We start from the raw sequence: 19,979 nt of genomic DNA, 5'->3' as shown, positions 1-19,979 counted from the left end.
AAATAAACTATGCTAGGGCAAATGATTTAATTTAGAGATTAGTTGATGAACAGTAACCAGATTCGTGAAACCTTTATCAAATACTTTGCATCAAAAGGCTATCAGCCGGTTGATTCTGCATCGCTTGTGCCGGCAGGTGACCAGACGTTATTGTTTACCAATGCAGGCATGGTGCCATTTAAAGATTACTTTCTTGGCGTGCGGCAACCAGAGTCGTTGAAGGTCGTTTCATCTCAAAAGTGCATACGGGCTGGTGGGAAGCATAATGATTTAGAGCAAGTGGGTTTAACGGCGCGTCACCATACATTCTTTGAGATGTTAGGGAACTTTGTGTTTAAGGGTGCTAACAAGTCTGTTGCTATTCAGGAAGCTTGGGAGCTGATGACAGAGCATTATAACATTCCTAAAGATAAACTTTGGGTGACAGTATATCATGATGATCATGAAGCCAGAAAGATCTGGGAGTCTGTGATTGGGATACCAAGTGATCGAGTGATATCCTGCGGTGAAAAAGATAATTTTTGGTCTATGGGTGATGTTGGACCATGTGGACCATGCACAGAAATATTTTATGATCACGGAGATAGTGTTGCAGGTGGGCCTCCAGGATCTCCAGATGAAGATGGTGACCGGTATACTGAGATTTGGAATTTGGTATTCATGCAATATGAAATGTTGCCAGATGGTCGTAAAGTTGAATTAGAATCTATGGGGCTAGATACGGGGATGGGCCTTGAAAGGCTATGTGCGGTATTACAATCCGTTTACAACAATTATGATAGTGATTTGTTTACTGAAATTATTGGCCAGTTGAGCCAGCAATCAATGACAATTGATACCGTATCTTCTCGTGTGATCGCAGATCACATTCGAGCAACAGTCTTTTTAATATTAGACCAAGTTTATCCAAGTAATGAGGGACGGGGCTATGTATTAAGGCGTATTATTCGTCGCGCAATGGGGTTTGCTTATCGGCAAGGAGTTACGAAACCCTTCTTCCATCAATTGGTTGATAGCGTCGCAAAGGTTATGGGAGCAGCATACCCAGGTATTCATGAGCACCAAGATGTTATTGTCCAAGTGATTAAGGACGAAGAGTTGCGATTCCACAGCACGATAGAGCAGGGGATGAAGATACTAGAAAAAAACATTTCCCAAAAAATTGACATTGATGGCAAGACAGCCTTTATGATGTATGACACCTATGGTTTTCCATTGGATATTGCGAAAGATTTGGCAAAAAAATATCAATTAAAGTTGGATGAAGAGGGGTATCATGCCGAAATGCTTCGACAAAAAGACCGTTCAAGGGCCAGTCATAATTTCTCAGTTCAGACTCCTGACATCAAACTGCCTTATACAACTGAATTTACAGGTCATCTACATGCTAGTGACGCATCAATGATTGTGCACCTTTTGAAAGACAATGCTGAAATTCATACATTGCAAGAAGGTGATACTGGTGTGGTGGTTGTTGAAAAAACACCTTTCTACCCAGAAGGTGGTGGCCAAGTTGGAGATTGTGGAAACATTCAAACACAATCAGGGGCCTTTAAGGTGTTGGATACCCAAAAAATAGGGCAAACAATTTTACATTTTGGTCATGTGGAACAGGGCTCTTTTAATGTTGGAGAACAGGTATCACTAGAGGTAGATACCAGGCGTCAGGATACCATGTTAAATCATAGTGCGACCCATTTAATCCATGAGGCGCTACGTGAGGTCTTGGGAAAGCATGTGGTTCAAAAGGGATCGTTGGTGAATCATGAGCGGTTGCGATTTGATTTTACCCATAATCAGCCAATGACCCTAGGGGATATTCAATCTGTTGAAAGAATTGTTAATGAGCAAATTCGATTGAATCATGCTCAGGTTTGTGAATGGGTCAGTTTGGCTGATGCGAAAAAAATGGATATTATGGCATTGTTTGATGAAAAGTATGAAGACCCTGTTAGAGTTGTTCGGTTTGGTGCGTTTTCTGCAGAACTGTGTGGCGGAACGCATGTTAAGGCAACCGGCGAGATTGGATTGCTGATGATTGTGTCAGAAACAGGCATTGCATCGGGTGTTAGGCGTCTAGAGGCTTTGACCGGGGCTTGTGCCTTTAAAGAAGTTCAGAGTCAAAAAGCAGCAGAAATTGCCATGGCACAATCACTGAAATGTGACGTAGTCGCGATTTCTCATAAAGTAGATCAGTTATTACAAGAGAATAAGCAATTGCGTAAGAAAGTTGAAGCATCTGAAAAAGAGTATTTTAAAAGCCAGGTCTCCCAATGGATACAAGCGGCAGTGGATATTGATGGTGAAGAAAAGTTGATTGCTCAGGTCGTATCTGGTGCTTCAGGTAAAACATTGCGTATGTTGCATGACTTAATTAAATCATCCGTGAATCATGCAGTGATTGTATTGCAGGCGCCTTCAGATCAAGGATGTACACTTCTTGTTGGTGGTGTTGGGGTGAAGTATCCTGCAAATAAGATCTTTAAAGCGCTATCAGAGCGTTATTCTGGAAAAGGAGGCGGTAACCCTAAGATGGCCCAAGGGGTTCTTGAGGCAACCAGTATTCATGCTGACGAGCTTTTAAAGATATTGCAAGGCTTGTAATGCACGTAAGGAAATACGGTGGTAGCTCTCTACAGTCATTAAACAATATACGTGATATTTGTAGCAACCTTCCAGATGTCCCTATGGTTATTGTTCTTTCAGCTCAAGGCGATATGACAAACTGCTTATACCAGGCCAGTGATAGATTTCCAGATGGTTTAGAAAAAAACGAGCTGATTGCGTTAGGCGAAATGTTCTCTTGCAGCTTGATGCAAAAAATGCTGAAACTGTCGGGCCGTGACTCCGTTATCATCGGTTATGAGGATCTAGGGATTCAAAGCACAAGTTCTCACGGTGGTTTTATTGATCGGATTGATCCTAGTATGATTATAAATAACTTATCTGTTAACAAAGTGGTTATCGTACCAGGATTTCATGCTGTAGGCCCCAATGGCCAATTGGCAATTTTGCATCGAGGATCTTCCGATGATACAGCTGTGGCTTTAGCCATTGCACTAAAAGTTCCGTGTCACATCTATTCGAATATTCCATATATTTATAATGGGGAAGGCATGGCTTGTCGTAAAATTTCGTATGACTCGCTGCTTTCATTAATCACCAAAGATGAAGCACCAATGAGCCGATCGGCGATATTAATGGCCCAGCGTCACAGTTTATCATTATCATTTGGGCATTGGAACCGGTATTCCTCAGGGACGGTGATCGGCATGATAGAAGAAATCTTCGAAAATAATTGATTTTTTTGCAAAAAAAAGATGACAAAATGATTTTTTGTATTATAATACTGGTTGTGGACTATTTAGGTATAGGATGAACGTAGGAGAAGAAAATGTTAATATTAACAAGAAAAGTAGGTGAGTCTCTTAAAATTGGTGATGATGTCACCATTACTGTCTTGAGTGTTAAAGGTCACCAAGTCCGTATTGGTATTGACGCGCCTAAAGATGTCAGTGTACATCGAGAAGAAATTTATAACCGGATTAAGTTCGGTGATGAAGATGCGACTGGTGAAGCGCCTGATGTTTTGGACGACTAGTTCAAATAGTTATCAATATTAAAGGGGCAAATATTGCCCCTTTTTTATACGTTAAATATATCTATCAAAGTAGATTTATTTGGCTAGTTCTTCAGCGCTGATGTCATCCTGTAAGAAGGTGTAAAACACAAAGATGAAAGCGCTATAAGCATATATAAGTGTTGAGTCATAAGGTGCATTAGGGATATACAATGCTATGCCGACTAAAGCACTGATCTGAATGAATAAGAACAGCCTTTTGAATGCAACTCTTGCAGTGGTTTGAATACCATTAAAGATTATGGATGATATCATATTGGTTGCATAGAGTGCGCACAGAATGAATATCAGAAATGGTGTTGCAGTATCGAAGTTGAGATTCACCAAGCCGATAGCTACTGAGATAGGAAATAAGATTCCAGTTAATAAGTATTCATTTTTTGTGAAGTTTCTAAAAGCATTCATGATTTTCCTCTTTGTTTTTAATATTATAATCTCATTAATAACAGCCGCCAATCACAAAATATACTCAGTCATCAGGGTTGATAAGTTAACAACCCCCGATACACTTTAGTCAGTCGTCTATAAAGTGTTAACTTGCTATTTTGAGACATTAGATAGCTGCATTTAGCGAAGAAGTTTGATGATTCCTTCTAGTGGTGAGAGTCCATTTGATAAATTATCGCGAATTGCCTCTTGAGGTATTCCTTCTAGAGGGTCTCTTAGGTCGTCACTGTCGATTGGGTTTGGGGATTCTGGACACAAAAGTTTAGCAGCAGAAGAAAAGTCCTCCAAACAAGATGCTAAATCTTGAAGTGCACTACAGGAATTGTCAAGATGGCTGTGCATTCTTTCCATATCTTGCGTGAGCTTGCACTCGCTTGCTGGTATGTCAGCTGTTAGCAGATCACAATATTTTTCTAGAGCAAGCATCCCAAACGTGGTATTTGCATCTGAAATCGCTTTCTGCAAGGATGCTGCACGTTTGTTAAGCCTTGCAGCCTGAACGCGAGTTAATTGTCCGGATGTACTTATTGTCTTATTTAGCTTTGTAATATCTATAGCCAGCGGTATCGTTTTATTGAAGTGCTTATAAGAATCGATCACATAGTCCCGATACATTTTGGCATCCATTTATTTGAAAGATATTTTTTGATCTTCTATTTGCTCTTTTAGTGCACGGTTTAACTGCATTCTTGTTTTTTCTGGCACACTTCGGAAATACTCAGCATTGAGTTTTTGGTGCTCATTGATTAATGCAACAATCGTTGGGTCTTGTTCAACCTCTTCTTTAACACTTGGATCGACCTTTATCTGAAGATTATCAGTAATGCAAGTATGTAAATTGTTAAGTTGTCTTTGTTCATGCTTGGATGTTTTTATTGGTGGCAACTGATAGAAAGAAATATATTTTGCTAAAGACGCAGGTTTTCCTTTTTTGCCTTGCAAGACGGTTAGTTTGTGTGCCAAGTAGGCTTTTTGATTGTGTGTGACTAATTTTAGTACAGTGCCTCTAAGGGAATGGCTGGGGTCTGCAATAATTAAGTGACAGTGCGGTATGCCATCTTGTTCGCTTAAAGTAACATCGTAGCCATGAGCTACTAAGAGTTCGAGACAAGACTCAATGCGCTTGGCCATTTCTGGAGAGTCCTGTGCTTTTTTCATATAGAAAGCAATAGGCGCTTTCTTTTTTATGAGAATTGCACTTAGTGATATTGGGTAATGGTGTAATACGAAGGCTAAAGCTTCAGCATCGCAGTTTGCCATACGGTCTCGGGTAATATTGAACAAATCCCTTTCATTGAAATAAGAAGAACTAATCCGTCTTGCTTCTTTATAGTGAGTAGATCTTAGGGTTTTGGCTTCAAGCGTCATTCTAATCATGTTGCACTTTTGACGATGGGTAAAAATGCTAAAGCTTAAGGTAGGGGCATGTTTTGAAATGGTTTCATCTTCAGCAATGATTTCAGCCGAGTGGATAAGGCCATCGATCTTAGAAAACATCTCAATGAGCTCTGCTACTGTCTTTTTTGATAGCTGTGTTTCCATCGTATGGAGAGCTTTTTTTATTTCAGCGCTTAATACTCTGAGTTTATCAATTTGTGCAGTTGGTACAGCGATTGGGGTGCTTGGTTTACTCACAGCAGCGCTTTCTGATGTTGTTGCTTCGTCGGCTGCTTCATCTACTGGCAATGGTGCTTCAAAATTTAATAATGTAATAGACGAGCTTAGTGAGTTTAAAAGGCTTATATATTTGTTAAAGCAATCAGGGAAGAGCTTACAAGCACTTTGGCTCTCAAGGTGCTTAAGCAAAGAAGACGCTTTGGACAACCAGGCAGATTGACTTGTTTCACACACTATTTCAAGTGCCTCTAGCTCGATTAGCTGATCATTTAATTGTTGTTCTAAATCTTGAAAGCAATGCTGTTGCCCTGAACGAACAGCGCTCATGAGGTTTGTGGTGTAAGTATAGGCAAGCGCTGCAGCACTTTCTTGAAAGGCTGGCTCATCGATAGGGAGGGTTTTCCCTTCATAAGATAATAGCGTACAACAAGTTTGATCTAATTTGTTGAAATAAACATGAAGTCTGTATTGATGGTGTTCGTCAGCAAGAATGGCTGTATAATGATACTCACTTGTCTGGCCGTTTTTGATCTCAGTATTGCTAAAAACACTAATATGGTGCTCAATGATGCTGACGGCAGGAAGAAGTTTGGCAGAAAAAGAAAAGGGGGCTTTGCTTTTGGGGAGATCTAGATCATGTATCATGAGTCCAGCACCCGTTGATGAAGCAGATGGACGAAATGCGCCACCTGGGTGACGCTGAATAAAGTGATACAGCGTATTGTTTGATTGGCTAGCAGTTGTTGCTTGGTGTCTTGGTTTTTTCATTTTTAATCATTGCTTTAGAGGCTTTTGTTATAAACAATATACAATCCCAGTACAAGTAAAAATGAGATATTCTTGCATACTCGCTCAATCTTTATATAATCTATAGAATTTACATGATAAGGGTTGATATGCCGGAGCTTCCAGAGGTACAAACAGTTGTTGATGGAATTCAAGAGGTCGTTGGATTGAAGATTCTAGGCGTTCATACCCATTGCCTAAAACTTAGACAGCCTATTCAAACGGATTTGTCTGATAGATTGGAGGGCAGTGTCATTCAAATGGTATTTAGGCGTGCTAAGTATATCGTGGTTAAAACCAATTGTGATGTATTGATTCATTTGGGAATGACAGGGAAGTTGTTGATTAAAGATCATACCTATCAGCGGGTTAAGCATGATCATATGGAGATTCATTTATCTAATGGTAAAAAGCTTGTGTACCATGATCCTAGAAGGTTTGGTATGGTGTCATGGCATTCAAACTACCAGGACTATTTGGCACATTATGGGGTAGAGCCATTGTCGGATGCCTTTAGCAGTGATTATTTATATCAACATTGTCGTGATCGCCGAACAACCATTAAAGCGTTAATTATGGATCAGCGGTGTGTTGTTGGTGTGGGTAATATATATGCCTGTGAAGCACTATTTTTAGCAGGAATATCGCCGCTTAAACAGGCAAAAGTGATCAATAAGAATGAGTGCTTAAAACTGGTTGCCATGATCAAAAAAGTACTGAACCAGGCGATTTCTGAAGGTGGGACAACATTGAAAGACTATCGCACCGCAAACAATAGCCTTGGTTATTTTCAACAGTCACTGAATGTATATGGTTTAGAAGGTAAGGGTTGTCAGGCGTGCGGCTCTTCCATTCAAAATGTGAAAATTACAGGCCGTTCAACATTTTATTGTGAACACTGCCAAAGTTAGTTATACTCATTAATAAAACGTGTAGACAGTTATGTGGGTCAATGTTATCGATTATTGGGCATTATGGTTGCCATTATTAGTGGTGGTCAGTCTGCATTTGCTTGAATTTTCTAAGTCTCAAACCGGCGCATTATCGCCAAAAGATGTTCCTGCAGTGATGCGTAAGCGACTTCAAATCTATTCATTCCAGAGTGAAGAAGAGTATTTGGATTGTCATATTAAAGGTGCAAAAAGAATTGACATTACAGATATTGATACAGATGCTTTTCTGATGGAAATTGAAAAAAAGTATCCTGTCTTTTGTTATTGTAATGATGGGAAACAGTCCTATCGTTATTTTCAAAGGGTTCAGGGTACTCAAAAAGCATATTGGTTGGCAGGAGGCCTTGTAGAAAATGCGAGTAAAATAGCTAAATATTGTGTTTGGAGAGTTTTTGATGATTAAAATATATACAAAAGATTATTGCCCATATTGCGGTATGGCAAAGCGACTGTTGGGATCTTTAGGATTGGATTTTGAAGAAATAGACTTAAAGTCTGACCAGGAAGCCATTATGGCATTGGTGCAGAAAACGGGAATGCGGACATTACCGCAAATTTTTGTTGAAGACAAGTTAATTGGCGGGTATGATGATTTGAAATCTATTGTCGATTCAGGAAAGCTGAGCGAAATATTAACTGACAGATAATCTAAGGAGCAATACATGGCTAATAAAGAATTTTTAATTGAAAGCATTTGGGCAACTGAATCTAGTTTTAGCGCAACAACACCAGTTCACTTGTTAAAAGATGAGTGGCAGCCTTCTGCTAATTTAGACTTAGATGTTCAAACTGCAGAAGTAGACGGTAAGAGAGTCGTTAATTTGTTGATCAATGTTGCGGTAAGCATTAAAGATAAAGAAATCTTTAAGCTTAAGTCTGTTCATACAGGCGTTTTCAACGTTACAGGTTATGATGATAAAGAGTTAGAGCAAATTACTGAAAGTTTCTGCCCAAGTATCATTTATCCTTATGCTCGTGAGAAAGTATCCGCGATGGTATCCAGTGCAGGATTCCCACCATTACATTTGTCTCCAGTAGATTTTGATGCAAGATACCGTGCAGCAAAAGAAGGTAAAGCATAGTTTTTTGCCTGATATAAAAAGCGGCCATCATGGCCGCTTTTTTATTGGAGAAGAATAATAGATATCTACTCTTCAGCAGGTTTTAGAGATCGAGACATGAGTAAGCCAATCATTGCGAGCACAAAATAGCAACTTGCCAATAAGCCAGATCCCTCATAGGGAATGGCTGAAATTGATTTACTAACAAGCGCACTAATTAACATGGCTGTTGATGAGAATCCAGCACCGAGAATACCTTTTCCTGATGCAGACAATGACATGGCTTCAGTGAAGAGAAAGGGGATGATCATATGGATGCTAAAAAAGGCCAGGGCAATACTTCCAATAAATAGCGCAATATTATGCCCAGGAACCTGTGTTCGGGACATTAAGAGTAGGGCAGAACTTAGGAGCAGTACCCACCCGATACGGTGTACCCGGTATGCGCCAAAACGGCGAATAAATGAGGGTGAACAAATTTTAGAGGTGAGTTGTGATACAGAACATAATCCACAGAGCCATCCAAACCAAACAGGTGACAGTCCAATTTCATTTTGTACTAAGAAGGGCGCAACGACTGCGTAGCAGTTGAGTACGCTAAGAATGACGCCTTGCAACAGCGCTAAAAATAGAAAATTTTTCTTACGGAATATCTGCATATAATTTTGGATAATGTGGGTGTTGACAACCTTTTCTTTAAGCGATTCTTCATAGTTGATCAAAAACACCCATAGACCGATGCTACAGAAGAAAGCATAGGCGATGAAGGAACCATGCCAACCGATGTGCTCTTCGATATAGCCGCCAATTATGGGGGCAAGCATAGGCGCCATGCCAGTGATCAAGCCAACAGATGCCCCGATATTTGCGAGCTGTTTTCGGTTAAGTAGGTCTGCTGCGATCACTCGGCATAAACACATCAAAGCACCACTACCAATCCCTTGTAATAACCTTAAAAATAAAAATATATGAATGGACGTGGTTGTTGTCGCTGCTATAGCGGATAAGATAACAATACTGGCGCCAAGTGTGATAATAGGCTTCCGGCCATATCGATCTGCTTCAGGTCCCCAAACAAAGATCCCAAGGCCTGCGCCAAATACAAAAAGTGTGATGGCATATTGCAGCATGTCATTGTTTGTCTGGAAAAATGTGACCATACTGGGTAATGAGGGCGTGTGGATGTCTATGCCAAGGAGGCAAGAGAATGTTAGAAAGGCTGTCGATAATAAGCTTTTTTTAGTTGCACTGGGTAACGGTTTCCATTCTCTCACGATATATCCTTAACATAAAATAAATGCAGCACTCTAAAATATATTAATATGGACATAATTGCCAGTATTTTATGGCTTGTTGACGATACAGACTTAAATATAATCTCAATATGCATATTTGCCGTACAGATATTTGACAAAAGCTATAAATTAGTCTTATTATCAATAACAAAAAGGTTTAGCCGCAGTGGATCAAATTACAGCATTACTTGATAGCTTTCAGCGCCGCAATCCTCACAAGCAATTATGGCTTGCAGTGAGTGGTGGGGTTGATTCTATGGTGTTAATGCATGCTTATGCCCATCGGGCTAAAGATCAGGGGCTAGAAACAGCTAATGTGGTTTATGTTGACCACAATCTTCATAAAGACTCTGAATCCTGGGGAAGGCATGTTTTAGAAGCCGCAAAAAATTATGGGTTGGCGGCTCAAGTTTTAACCATTCAATGTGATGCCAAAAGAGCCATTGAAGAAACCGCAAGAGAGAGGCGCTACCAAGCAATATTTCAGTTGATGGACAAAGATGATTTATTGCTCACGGCGCACCATTTCGATGACCAAAAAGAAACTTTTATGTTTCGGGCTTTAAGAGGGACAGGGATTACTGGCCTTAAGTGCATGACAGAACATTCCTATCTTTATGGGTATCAAGTTGGTAGGCCCTTATTAACGGTATCACAACAACAGATACACGCCTATGCACTAAAGCATAATATTCAATGGGTAGAGGATTCTAGCAACACCAACGTACAATTTAGTCGCAATGCGATTCGATCTGCATTATCCCATTTACAACATGAGACAGGGTTTCTTACAACCCAGGCGCACATCAAGCGTCAGTTATCTGCTTATGATGAGCTACTCATACAATCATTAAAAACCCTGACCCCAGAGCCTCACATCTTAAACGTAGCCCAGTTAAAAGAACATTCAGCTGCATTACAGCAAGAGCTGTTTTATCATTGGCTAAAGCAGTTAGGTGCCGTGTCACATGACAGAGTGGCGTCATTACTACACAGTTTAATCCATGCCAACCAAGACAAATATCCATCAGATATTATCAATGGTTTTAGTATCTTACGCTACCGAGATTTTGCAGTGATCATCGCCTTGCCCGCAGTCATGGCTGATTTGGAGTCATCTGAACACGAAGTCATCATTCCCCAGCACGGGCGGATCATCAATCCTTTAGGTAAAAAATTATCTATTAAAAAGATGCGGAAAGTAGGGCGGTATAAAAAGAAGTTTCAGCAGCTAGGGATCCCCGCATGGCTGCGACAGCATATTCCTTTGGTTAATGAGATCCCTATTTTTGAGGATGCATCTATATCCTGGGTTCCTCCTAAGGAATGGCGGTTCTTTATTCAGTAGCAGCCATTCAATATTAAGATTCATTATCTACAAGAGTGTACTTGTGGTTCCTATTGAAACACAAAGTGCAGGAATAGGAACGTATGGTGGTGTCATCAATATCTCATAAGGTAATGATTAGGAAAAATAGCTACAAAATCTAGGCGTGAGTTGTCTCTGTTTTATCATATTCCTGCTGATAGCAGATGTGCTATAAGGTGTTGAATTAGTTTGACTTTAAGGATAAGTGGGGTAGAATTAATTTAAGTTGCCTTTATGCTTGAGGATAAAATGAAAAAAACACTATTAGATTATATAGAAGATGTAGATCGTATTACATGCGCAATATCGTATGAGCCAATTTGTCATTCCCCGTGTAATATTGATGGATTAGTGTAGCCTGTTGAGTTAGGAAACTATCTTTGCCAGGTATCGGAGAAGGGAGCCCTTGTGTCTATTACAGATGCGGGAAAAAATATTTCTGAGGAAAAGGTTGTATTTAATCATGATCTCTATGCAGTGATTGCTAATATTCATTTGGCAATTGCTACTGCGATTAAAGAAGGGGAGGAAGATAGTTTAAAAAAGTTCTTCGAGGAAACAAGCTATAGTCTTACATCCATTATTCGTATTAACAATAAAGCAACAGTCATATTTTCACATATAATATCCACCAATGCTGAGTTGCTTCGCAAGCTTGATTTTACTCGTTATGACATTGATATTATGGCAGAGTTATTATTAAAAGATCAAACCGTATTTGATGATGTGAGCAGTGTTGTTAAATATAAACTTAGCAAAGGATTTAGCACAGGATATAGTGTTATTGCATCAATTGTATTAAATGACAATTATGACCTATCAATGTTTAATGACGGTAATGTTTTTGGTGAGGCAATTATCCAAGAAGCTTGTCCTTTTTATCAAGAAACGCCTTTACTACATTATTTACTTAAGGCTCATGAAGGCAACGTAGCACAAAAACTGGTGAGTGATGCAAAATTGGTTGAGATGATTAGCGCTGAAAGCTTAAACTATCTTATCCCATCAGGGCCTAAGCAAGGAGAGTCAGCACTATATTGGTTGGCAGGGCATGTAGCAAGGCCGGCAGTTATTATCAAAGTTTCCGGGATTGGTTAAGAAGATTAGCGCTGAAAGCTTAAACCAGATTATCCCATCAGGGCCTAAGCAAGGATCGTCAGCATTATATTGGTTGGCTAGAAGCACAGAAGGCCGGGAGTTATTATTAAAGTGTCCAGGATTGGTTGATAAGATTACTCCTGAAAGTTTAAACCAGATTATCCAATCAGGGTCTAATCAAGAAACTTCAGCATTATATTGGTTGGCTAGAAGTGATGAAGGCCGGAAGTTATTATTAAAGTATCCAGGATTGGTTGAGAAGATTACTCCTGAAAGTTTAAACCAGATTATCCCATCAGGACCTAATCAAGAAACTTCAGCATTATATTGGTCATATTGGTTGGCTAGAAGTGATGAAGGCCCGGAGTTATTATTAAAGTATCCAGGATCGTCAGCATTATATTGGTTGGCTAGAAGTACAGAAGGCCGGGAGTTATTATTAAAGTGTCCAGGATTGGTTGATAAGATTACTCCTGAAAGTTTAAACCATATTATCCAATCAGGGTCTAATCAAGAAACTTCAGCATTATATTGGTTGGCTAGAAGTACAGAAGGCCGGGAGTTATTATTAAAGTGTCCAGGATTGGTTGATAAGATTACTCCTGAAAGTTTAAACCAGATTATCCAATCAGGGTCTAATCAAGGAGATTCAGTACTATTTTGGTTGGCTATTAGTACAGAAGGCCGGGAGTTATTATTAAAATTTGAAGGATTGGTTGAGAAGATTAGCGCTGAAAGCTTAAACCATATTATCCGATCAGGGTCTAGGCAAGGATTTTCAGCACTATTTTGGTTGGCTGGGAGTACAGAAGGCCGGCAGTTATTATTACAGTTTCCGGGATTGGTTGAGAAGATTAGTGCTGAAAGCTTAAATCATATTAGCCCATTAGCATTAGGGTATTCAGCATTGTATCTGTTGGCTAAATCACTACAAGGCAGGCAGTTGCTACTACAATCTCCAAGCTTGGTAGAAAAGATTACACCTGAGGGTTTAAACTATTTGATTTCATCAGGGTTGTCGCTATATGCACAATGTCAAAAACAATCCGTGTTCACTCGCTTGGTTAGGTCTGCTGAAGGAGAGGCATTATTGTCATCATATCCAAGCCTGATAGAAAAATCGTTAACATATCCAAGCGTGCCAGGAGAAGCTATAAGCCTATGTGGAATTAGCATATTTGGATATCATCAAGACCTTATAACGCAATATTCAGGTGCAGGGGCTAAATCAGATATGGCTAGTTTTAGTATATTAAACCAAGTACCCTCTGAGCATGGTGATCAAGATGATGCTATATTAGAACAAGGTTCTGAGGAAGAAGGTCCTGAAATTAAGAGGGATCGTACAAGTAAATAGTGCGTTTATTAAGTTCAGCTCCATGTCTTATAGGTGCATGGAGTGAATATGCTATCCCTAAGAATTCAGCAAGATAGTGATTTACATTAAGGTACTGAACTGGAAGGTGGTCTTAAGAGCAAGAAGTGTCGATAAGATCCAGTGTGAAAGTGTCAAGATCAAGAGTAGGGTTTTAACTATAATAATTAATGGTTAGCAGGCTAAAGCTCTTAGGGGCTGGTGATAACACCAAGCTATATATAACTCAAAATATAGGTGCAATATTTAAAATATCATTGTTTTTCAGTAACAAAGAAGATTCTTGTGTTAAGATTAATTATTTACAGGAGTTTACATGCACTGCAGCTAACCGTTATTTTGATTGTGTGGAAAGTATGCAAGAAATCTTATCAGGCATCCAGAAACTTGAGTTACGTGATGAGCGATCAGTATTGTGGGATAGTTTACAGAGTTCTGGAAAAAGCCTCAGAAGAAAATCTAAATATTTTAGAAGATTGGAATCGCATCCAAAAGAGGCGACTCCAGGATCTACCTGTATATTGTTTTGTTAAACCATATGTCTGCTGATAATAGGATACCTGAAGATGATGCCTCAGAAGACGTTCGATCAAAAAAAGTTTGGAAAACTATAATCTATAAAAACATAAAGACAATTTATTTTGGCCTACCAAATGTTATCCCTTAAATAGCATAGTACCAACACTCATAGCATTTACCTTTAATTTCCATTCTTTAGGAGTGGTTGGCAATGCAATGACAGCCTTTAGTTTAGGGTTTATAAAAGTCACGGTGCTAATTTGTCCAAAATGTGATGTGATGACACCTCGATCATTTAACCATAGGGTGCTTGTGATTATGAGTATATAGAACCATAGCTCAGGAGGTAACTCAGGTAGCATCGTTAAATTCTAATATCTAATAATTTAGAAAGAGTGTGCAGCCATGCCTGATATCGCCAGTAATTTATATTACCGGCGATATTGTTTGTGAGGGAAATATCCTCTGATCATCCCGTTATAGTATAGATGATGCTGCAGATTGAACAAAACTTGAATAGAGTTCTTTATGTCTATTATAGTCATTAACCCGAGCAGTCTCAGCTGGTGTAAGCATCAATGAATCAGAGTCCAAAAGCGCTTCTTCTTTGCTTACATACACCTCATAGACCCAACTCAAAATGTAGCTCTGAAGCTCTACAGGTAAAAAAAGGAGCATTTCTTCATTAGGATCTTCTATAGCCTTACTCAAACTGAATAGTCTTTCAAAGCAAAGGTGAATCAACTTAGCAAAACCTCTGTGCATTACTTCTTTAGCTCGAATAGCTTTCGGAGATCCCCCATGAAAATATATTTTCTCCCGTGTCACTAAAGGATTCAATCCTGGCAATGCCCGTCTTAATTGATATAAATCCAATCCATCAGTAATGCGTACTTCCTTAAGACTTATGCAGTATTCAAATGCATAACCATCAATGCTTACATCTTTTGCAATCGTTAACTCTGTAATACCTGTGCAGCCCTCAAAAGTACTATATTCAATACTCGTCACACTATTTGGGATAGTAACGGATGTTAAGCCTTCGCAGCGAGCAAATGCCGCTCCCTCAATACTCGTCACACTATCTGGAATAGTAACTGATGTTAAGCCTGTGCAGCCTAAAAATGCACCATCACCAATACTTGTCACGCTATCTGGAATAATAGCGGATGTTAAGCCTGTGCAGCCATTAAATGCCCCAGCACCAATACTGGTCACACTACCTGGGATAGTAACTGATGTTAAGCCTGAGCAGCCCTCAAAAGTACTATATTCAATACTCGTCACACTATTTGGGATAGTAACGGATGTTAAGCCAGTGCACCCCCTAAATGCCCAACTACCAATACTCGTCACACTATCTGGAATCGTAATCTGAGTTAAGCCTGAGCAGCCCTGAAAGGCCTCCTTACCAATACTCGTCACACTATCTGGAATAGTAACGGATGTTAAGCCTGAGCAATTCCAAAATGCGTCATCACCAATACTCGTCACACTCTCTGGGATAGTAACTGAGGTTAAACCTGCGCACCCCCCAAATGCCGCATCACCAATAGTCTTTACACTATCTGGAATCGTGACTTGAGTTAAGCCTGAGCACTCAAAAAATGCCATATAACCAATACGCGTCACACTATCTGGGATAGTAACAGATGTTAAGCCTCTACACCCCCTAAATACTTCATAACCAATACTCGTCACACTATCTGGAATAGTAACTGATGTTAAGCCTGTGCAGCCCTTAAATGCCCTCTCACCAATACTTGTCACACTATCTGGGATAGTAACTGATGTTAAGCCTGTGCACTCCTTAAATGCCTCATCACCAATACTGGTCACATTATTTGGGATAACTACGTCAGTTTCCCATTCTTCTAAAGTACACGTTATTAGCAACCCAGCTTCGTTCACATTAAACATAGCCATTATTTTTCTCCATTTTTTAAATTTTGCCCAATACAATTACTATAGTCAATTCCTCCTCAAAATGCTATATCTAAACTTTATTACACTTTAGGGTTAAAACCCTCTTCGTCCATCATGTAGTGATATGCAAGAGCAGAGATAGCAAATGCTATAGCACCAAGGATAATCACTGAGTCAATAGATATATCTTTTGTTTTTTCTAAGCTAACTTGTGCATCTTCGCTATCAACCATTTTAAATGACTGTTTATATTGATCTACCCTCTTTCTCTCATCATCTGTAAGCAGCAAGGCATCAGAACTAATAGGTTTTACTTTTTTAGGCACAGGTTCAATATAGACCCAACTCATTATTTCAAGCCATATCTCAGGAGGTAATGTAGGAAGTTTAGCTACTGATCTCACACCAAATAATTTAGCAAATACTCTTTGCATGCCCCACGTACCTTTAGTGGACATAGGAGAGGATATTTCTTCAGCACCATTAATTCTAGCTATCCTTTCGCCACAAAGAAACAATAGTTTAGCAAATTGCATGGTTCCTTTGCCCTTAATGCTTTTAGAAGAGTGTCCTAGATCAAGGTATAACTCCTCTCGTGTAACTCTTGGCTCAACTTGAAATTCAGTAACACTTGGTAATACCCTCCTTAATCGAGAAAGGTCAAGCCCAGCAGCAATTTGTATTGCTCTAATATTAGTACAACCCCTAAATGCACCATCACCAATACTCGTCACACTATTTGGAATAACAATGGACTCTAAACTTGAGCAGCCATCAAATGCCCAATTACCAATGCTCGTCACACTATCTGGAATAATAACAGATGTTAAACTTTTGCAGTCATAAAATGCATAGGTGCCAATACTCGTCACACTTTCTGGAATCGTAACGGATATTTCTCCTTCTTCTAAAGTGCACTTTACTAGCAACCATTTTCATTAATACTAAACATAGTCATTACTTTTCTCCGTTTTTTAAATTTTTTCCCAATACAATTGCTATAGTCAATTCCTCCTCAAAATGCGATATCTAAACTTTATTATACTTTAGGGTTAAAACCCTCTTCGTCCATCCTGCTATTTACTTAATAAATCCACACAACTCCCGCCTAATTCGATCAACTACTTTGAAGCACTAAATAATACCTACATAAGCTGTCAGCATAAGATGAGAGTGTAGGAGACTCGACTGTAGGTATTCTATTTCATTGAGATGATTTAAGAGAATGCAAAGTATTTTCATACCCCAGAGCATCAAGTTTAGTCATATGATCCTGATATTGGCTTATCGGACCTGCTCCCCCCTCAACCCCATAGCCTAAATCTAGCTCGTCTAGACCAGGCTTTGTTGTTTCAAGCTTCAGCTCTAGACGGTAGCGTCTAAAATAAAATTTTGCAATAAACAACCACATTTCAGGAGGCATATAAGGTAAGCTAGATAAAGTCACAACACCTTCTGCTTCAGAGGATTCATTGCTTTTATTTGAGGTAGCGCCTGCTACTTCAGAGGATTCATTGCTTTCATTTGAGGGAGTCTTCGTTAGACTAGATGATCTCTTATTTATCAAAAGAAGGAGTGCACAGAACCCTTTAGCATAGCTCTTAATCCTTCTATTAGTATTATTTCTAGCTGAACCCACATTTAAATCTATTTCAAGAATACGCCTTGTAAAGCTTAGCCCTGCCAATGGCCAAATATCATCTTCTTCTGTTGGCGCGACATATTCTGTTGGCGCGACATATTCTTCATCCACATAATCCAATATATAAAACATTTCTTTTACTGAAGACAAAGGAGCCTGTCCAGACAATGTTAATGCTTTTAACTGAGAGCAGCCCACAAAGGCTCCTTTACCAATACTCGTCACACTATCTGGGATATCTACGGATGTTAAGCCTGTGCAGCCATTAAATGCCTCATCTCCAATACTTGTCACACCCTCTGGAATCACAATTGATGCTAAACTTTTGCAGCCTCTAAATGCCGAAAAACCAATACTTGTCACACTATCTGGAATCGTGAATTGAGTTAAGCGTCCGCACGCCAAAAATGCCCTCTCACCAATACTTGTCACACTATCTGGAATCGTGAATTGAGTTAAGCGTCCGCACCCCAAAAATGCCCTCTCACCAATACTCGTCACACTACCTGGGATAGTAACAGATGTTAAGTCTGCGCAGGTCGCAAAGGCACCATTACCAATACTCCTCACACTATCAGGAATCGTAACTTGAGTTAAGCCTGTGCAGAAATTAAACGCCCTCTCACCAATACTCGTCACACCCTTCAAGATAGTCACAGATATTAAGCCTCTGCAGTACATAAATGCCGACCAACCAATACTCCTCACACTATTTGGGATAGTAACAGATGTTAAGCCTCTGCAGTCATAAAATGCCATATTACCAATACTCGCCACACTATCTGGTATAGTAATTTGAGTTAAACTTCTGCATCTATAAAATGCACTTCTACCAATACTCGTCACACTATCCGGGATAGTGACTTGAGTTAACCTTGCGCAGTCAGCAAATGCCTCCTTACCAATACTTGTCACACTACTTGGGATCACTACTGAAGTTAACCCTGAGCACCCCCAAAATACCTCATCACCAATACGCGTCACACTATCTGGGATAGTAACTGATGTTAAGCCTGTGCAACCATCAAATGCCCTCTCACCAATACTTGTCACACTATCTGGGATAGTAACTGATGTTAAGCCTGTGCACTCCTTAAATGCCTCATCACCAATACTCGTCACACTATCTGGAATAATAACACTTGTTTCGCCCTCTTCTAAAGTGCATTTTATTAGCAAACCATCTTCATTAATATTAAACATAGTCATTACTTTTCTCCGTTTTTTAAATTTTTTCCCAATACAATTACTATAGTCAATTCCCCCTCAAAATGCGATATCTAAACTTTATTACACTTTAGGGTTAAAAACCTCTTCGTCCACCCTGGTATTTACTTAATAAATCCACACAACTCCGGCCTAATTCGATCAACTACTTTGAAGCACTAAATAATACCTACATAAGCTGTCAGCATAAGATGAGAGTGTAGGAGACTCGCAGACTGTAGGTATTCTATTTCATTGAGATGATTTAAGAGAATGCAGAGTATTTTCATACCCCAGAGCATCAAGTTTAGTCATATGATCCTGATATTGGCTTATCGGACCTGCTCCCCCCTCAACCCCATAGCCTAAATCTAGCTCGTCTAGACCGTAGCGTCTAAAATAAAATTTTGCAATAAACAACCACATTTCAGGAGGCATATAAGGTAAGCTAGATAAAGTCACAACACCTTCTGCTTCAGAGGATTCATTGCTTTTATTTGAGGGAGTCTTCGTTAGACAAGATCTCTTATGTATCAAAAGAAGGGGTGCACAGAACCCTTTAGCATAGCTCTTAACCCTTCTATTAGTATTGTTTTTAGCTGAATACTCACTTAAAGCCATTGCAAGAATACGCATTTTAAAGCTTAGCCCTGCCAATGGCAAAATATCATATTCTTCTGTTGGCGCGACAAAGTCATCTGTATCAATATCCCATATATAAAACATTTGCTTTACTGAAGGCAAAGGATCCTGTCCAGATAATGTTAGTGCATTTAACCAAGAGCAGCACTTAAATGCCCCCTTATCAATACTCGTCACACTATCTGGAATCGTAACTTGAGTTAGCCGTATGCAGCCATAAAAAGCAGAATCTCCAATACTCGTCACACTATTTGGGATTTCCACATGCGACTCTCCTTCGAATAAAGTACATTTTTCTAGATGACCTTCTCTTATTGTAAATGCAGGCATAACCTATATCATTATATATGATGCAATTACAGCAACATGTTGTATAGAAGTTTACAAACAATCAAATCTAGAT

General features: G+C 39.4%; 19 protein-coding genes. 11 read left to right on the top strand and 8 right to left on the bottom strand.

What is annotated here, in order from left to right; all coding sequences use genetic code 11:
- Positions 1 to 45 precede the first annotated feature (45 nt).
- The 3 genes from alaS to csrA all read left to right on the top strand — a co-directional run bounded on the left by alaS (position 46) and on the right by csrA (position 3,601).
- Positions 46 to 2,604 (top strand): alanine--tRNA ligase, encoded by a 2,559-nt coding sequence (gene alaS, locus MKS91_RS00095; RefSeq protein ID WP_258568815.1) that lies wholly within the window; start codon positions 46 to 48, stop codon positions 2,602 to 2,604.
- Complete coding sequence (locus MKS91_RS00090) at positions 2,604 to 3,302, top strand: amino acid kinase family protein (RefSeq protein WP_258568814.1); 699 nt, start codon at positions 2,604 to 2,606, stop codon at positions 3,300 to 3,302. Before alaS ends, MKS91_RS00090 begins: the two co-directional genes overlap by 1 nt.
- A gap of 92 nt (positions 3,303 to 3,394) precedes the next feature.
- Entirely contained in the window at positions 3,395 to 3,601 is a 207-nt protein-coding gene (gene csrA / locus MKS91_RS00085) for a carbon storage regulator CsrA (protein WP_258568813.1), read from the top strand.
- A gap of 75 nt (positions 3,602 to 3,676) precedes the next feature.
- Here csrA and MKS91_RS00080 read toward each other — a convergent pair whose 3' ends face one another.
- The 3 genes from MKS91_RS00080 to MKS91_RS00070 all read right to left on the bottom strand — a co-directional run bounded on the left by MKS91_RS00080 (position 3,677) and on the right by MKS91_RS00070 (position 6,472).
- A complete protein-coding gene (locus MKS91_RS00080) occupies positions 3,677 to 4,045 on the bottom strand; it encodes a hypothetical protein (RefSeq protein ID WP_258568812.1) in 369 nt (122 codons plus the stop codon).
- A 162-nt stretch (positions 4,046 to 4,207) separates the two neighbouring features.
- Positions 4,208 to 4,702 (bottom strand): hypothetical protein, encoded by a 495-nt coding sequence (locus MKS91_RS00075; protein ID WP_258568811.1) that lies wholly within the window; start codon positions 4,700 to 4,702, stop codon positions 4,208 to 4,210.
- 12 nt (positions 4,703 to 4,714) lie between these two features.
- Entirely contained in the window at positions 4,715 to 6,472 is a 1,758-nt protein-coding gene (locus MKS91_RS00070; RefSeq protein WP_258568810.1) for a hypothetical protein, read from the bottom strand.
- 113 nt (positions 6,473 to 6,585) lie between these two features.
- Here MKS91_RS00070 and mutM point away from each other — a divergent pair, with 113 nt between their 5' ends.
- Genes mutM through MKS91_RS00050 form a run of 4 tightly spaced genes read left to right on the top strand, consistent with a single transcriptional unit; the run spans position 6,586 to position 8,525 of the window.
- Positions 6,586 to 7,401, top strand: a complete 816-nt coding sequence (gene mutM, locus MKS91_RS00065; protein WP_258568809.1) for a bifunctional DNA-formamidopyrimidine glycosylase/DNA-(apurinic or apyrimidinic site) lyase — start codon at positions 6,586 to 6,588, stop codon at positions 7,399 to 7,401.
- A 31-nt stretch (positions 7,402 to 7,432) separates the two neighbouring features.
- Positions 7,433 to 7,846: a rhodanese-like domain-containing protein gene (locus MKS91_RS00060; protein ID WP_258568808.1), complete on the top strand. Its 414-nt coding sequence runs from the start codon at positions 7,433 to 7,435 to the stop codon at positions 7,844 to 7,846.
- Positions 7,839 to 8,090, top strand: a complete 252-nt coding sequence (gene grxC / locus MKS91_RS00055; RefSeq protein ID WP_258568807.1) for a glutaredoxin 3 — start codon at positions 7,839 to 7,841, stop codon at positions 8,088 to 8,090. The genes MKS91_RS00060 and grxC overlap by 8 nt, the downstream gene beginning before the upstream one ends.
- A 15-nt stretch (positions 8,091 to 8,105) precedes the next feature.
- Positions 8,106 to 8,525 (top strand): protein-export chaperone SecB, encoded by a 420-nt coding sequence (locus MKS91_RS00050; RefSeq protein ID WP_258568806.1) that lies wholly within the window; start codon positions 8,106 to 8,108, stop codon positions 8,523 to 8,525.
- Between the two features lie 65 nt (positions 8,526 to 8,590).
- On the opposite strand, the gene MKS91_RS00045 is transcribed toward MKS91_RS00050, so the two are convergent.
- Positions 8,591 to 9,778, bottom strand: a complete 1,188-nt coding sequence (locus MKS91_RS00045) for an MFS transporter (RefSeq protein WP_258568805.1) — start codon at positions 9,776 to 9,778, stop codon at positions 8,591 to 8,593.
- 187 nt (positions 9,779 to 9,965) lie between these two features.
- Here MKS91_RS00045 and tilS point away from each other — a divergent pair, with 187 nt between their 5' ends.
- The 4 genes from tilS to MKS91_RS00025 all read left to right on the top strand — a co-directional run bounded on the left by tilS (position 9,966) and on the right by MKS91_RS00025 (position 14,174).
- Entirely contained in the window at positions 9,966 to 11,147 is a 1,182-nt protein-coding gene (tilS, locus tag MKS91_RS00040; protein ID WP_258568804.1) for a tRNA lysidine(34) synthetase TilS, read from the top strand.
- 429 nt (positions 11,148 to 11,576) lie between these two features.
- Complete coding sequence (locus tag MKS91_RS00035) at positions 11,577 to 12,266, top strand: hypothetical protein (protein ID WP_258568803.1); 690 nt, start codon at positions 11,577 to 11,579, stop codon at positions 12,264 to 12,266.
- Entirely contained in the window at positions 12,259 to 13,623 is a 1,365-nt protein-coding gene (locus tag MKS91_RS00030) for a hypothetical protein (RefSeq protein ID WP_258568802.1), read from the top strand. Before MKS91_RS00035 ends, MKS91_RS00030 begins: the two co-directional genes overlap by 8 nt.
- A gap of 188 nt (positions 13,624 to 13,811) precedes the next feature.
- Positions 13,812 to 14,174, top strand: a complete 363-nt coding sequence (locus MKS91_RS00025; RefSeq protein ID WP_258568801.1) for a hypothetical protein — start codon at positions 13,812 to 13,814, stop codon at positions 14,172 to 14,174.
- A gap of 463 nt (positions 14,175 to 14,637) precedes the next feature.
- Here the strand turns inward: MKS91_RS00025 and MKS91_RS00020 are convergent, their stop codons facing one another.
- The 4 genes from MKS91_RS00020 to MKS91_RS00005 form a co-directional block, all read right to left on the bottom strand.
- Positions 14,638 to 16,086, bottom strand: a complete 1,449-nt coding sequence (locus tag MKS91_RS00020) for a leucine-rich repeat domain-containing protein (protein WP_258568800.1) — start codon at positions 16,084 to 16,086, stop codon at positions 14,638 to 14,640.
- An 80-nt stretch (positions 16,087 to 16,166) separates the two neighbouring features.
- Positions 16,167 to 17,015, bottom strand: coding sequence for a leucine-rich repeat domain-containing protein (locus MKS91_RS00015; protein WP_258568799.1), 849 nt, complete (start codon positions 17,013 to 17,015; stop codon positions 16,167 to 16,169).
- 275 nt (positions 17,016 to 17,290) lie between these two features.
- A complete protein-coding gene (locus MKS91_RS00010) occupies positions 17,291 to 18,937 on the bottom strand; it encodes a leucine-rich repeat domain-containing protein (RefSeq protein WP_258568798.1) in 1,647 nt (548 codons plus the stop codon).
- Positions 18,938 to 19,186: 249 nt separating this feature from the next.
- A complete protein-coding gene (locus MKS91_RS00005) occupies positions 19,187 to 19,906 on the bottom strand; it encodes a leucine-rich repeat domain-containing protein (RefSeq protein WP_272880527.1) in 720 nt (239 codons plus the stop codon).
- Between the last annotated feature and the right edge of the window lie 73 nt (positions 19,907 to 19,979).

The organism is Candidatus Synchoanobacter obligatus, assembly GCF_024259865.1.
GTDB classification, from domain to species: domain Bacteria; phylum Pseudomonadota; class Gammaproteobacteria; order Comchoanobacterales; family Comchoanobacteraceae; genus Synchoanobacter; species Synchoanobacter obligatus.
This window is presented reverse-complemented; position numbering and strand designations above follow the sequence as displayed.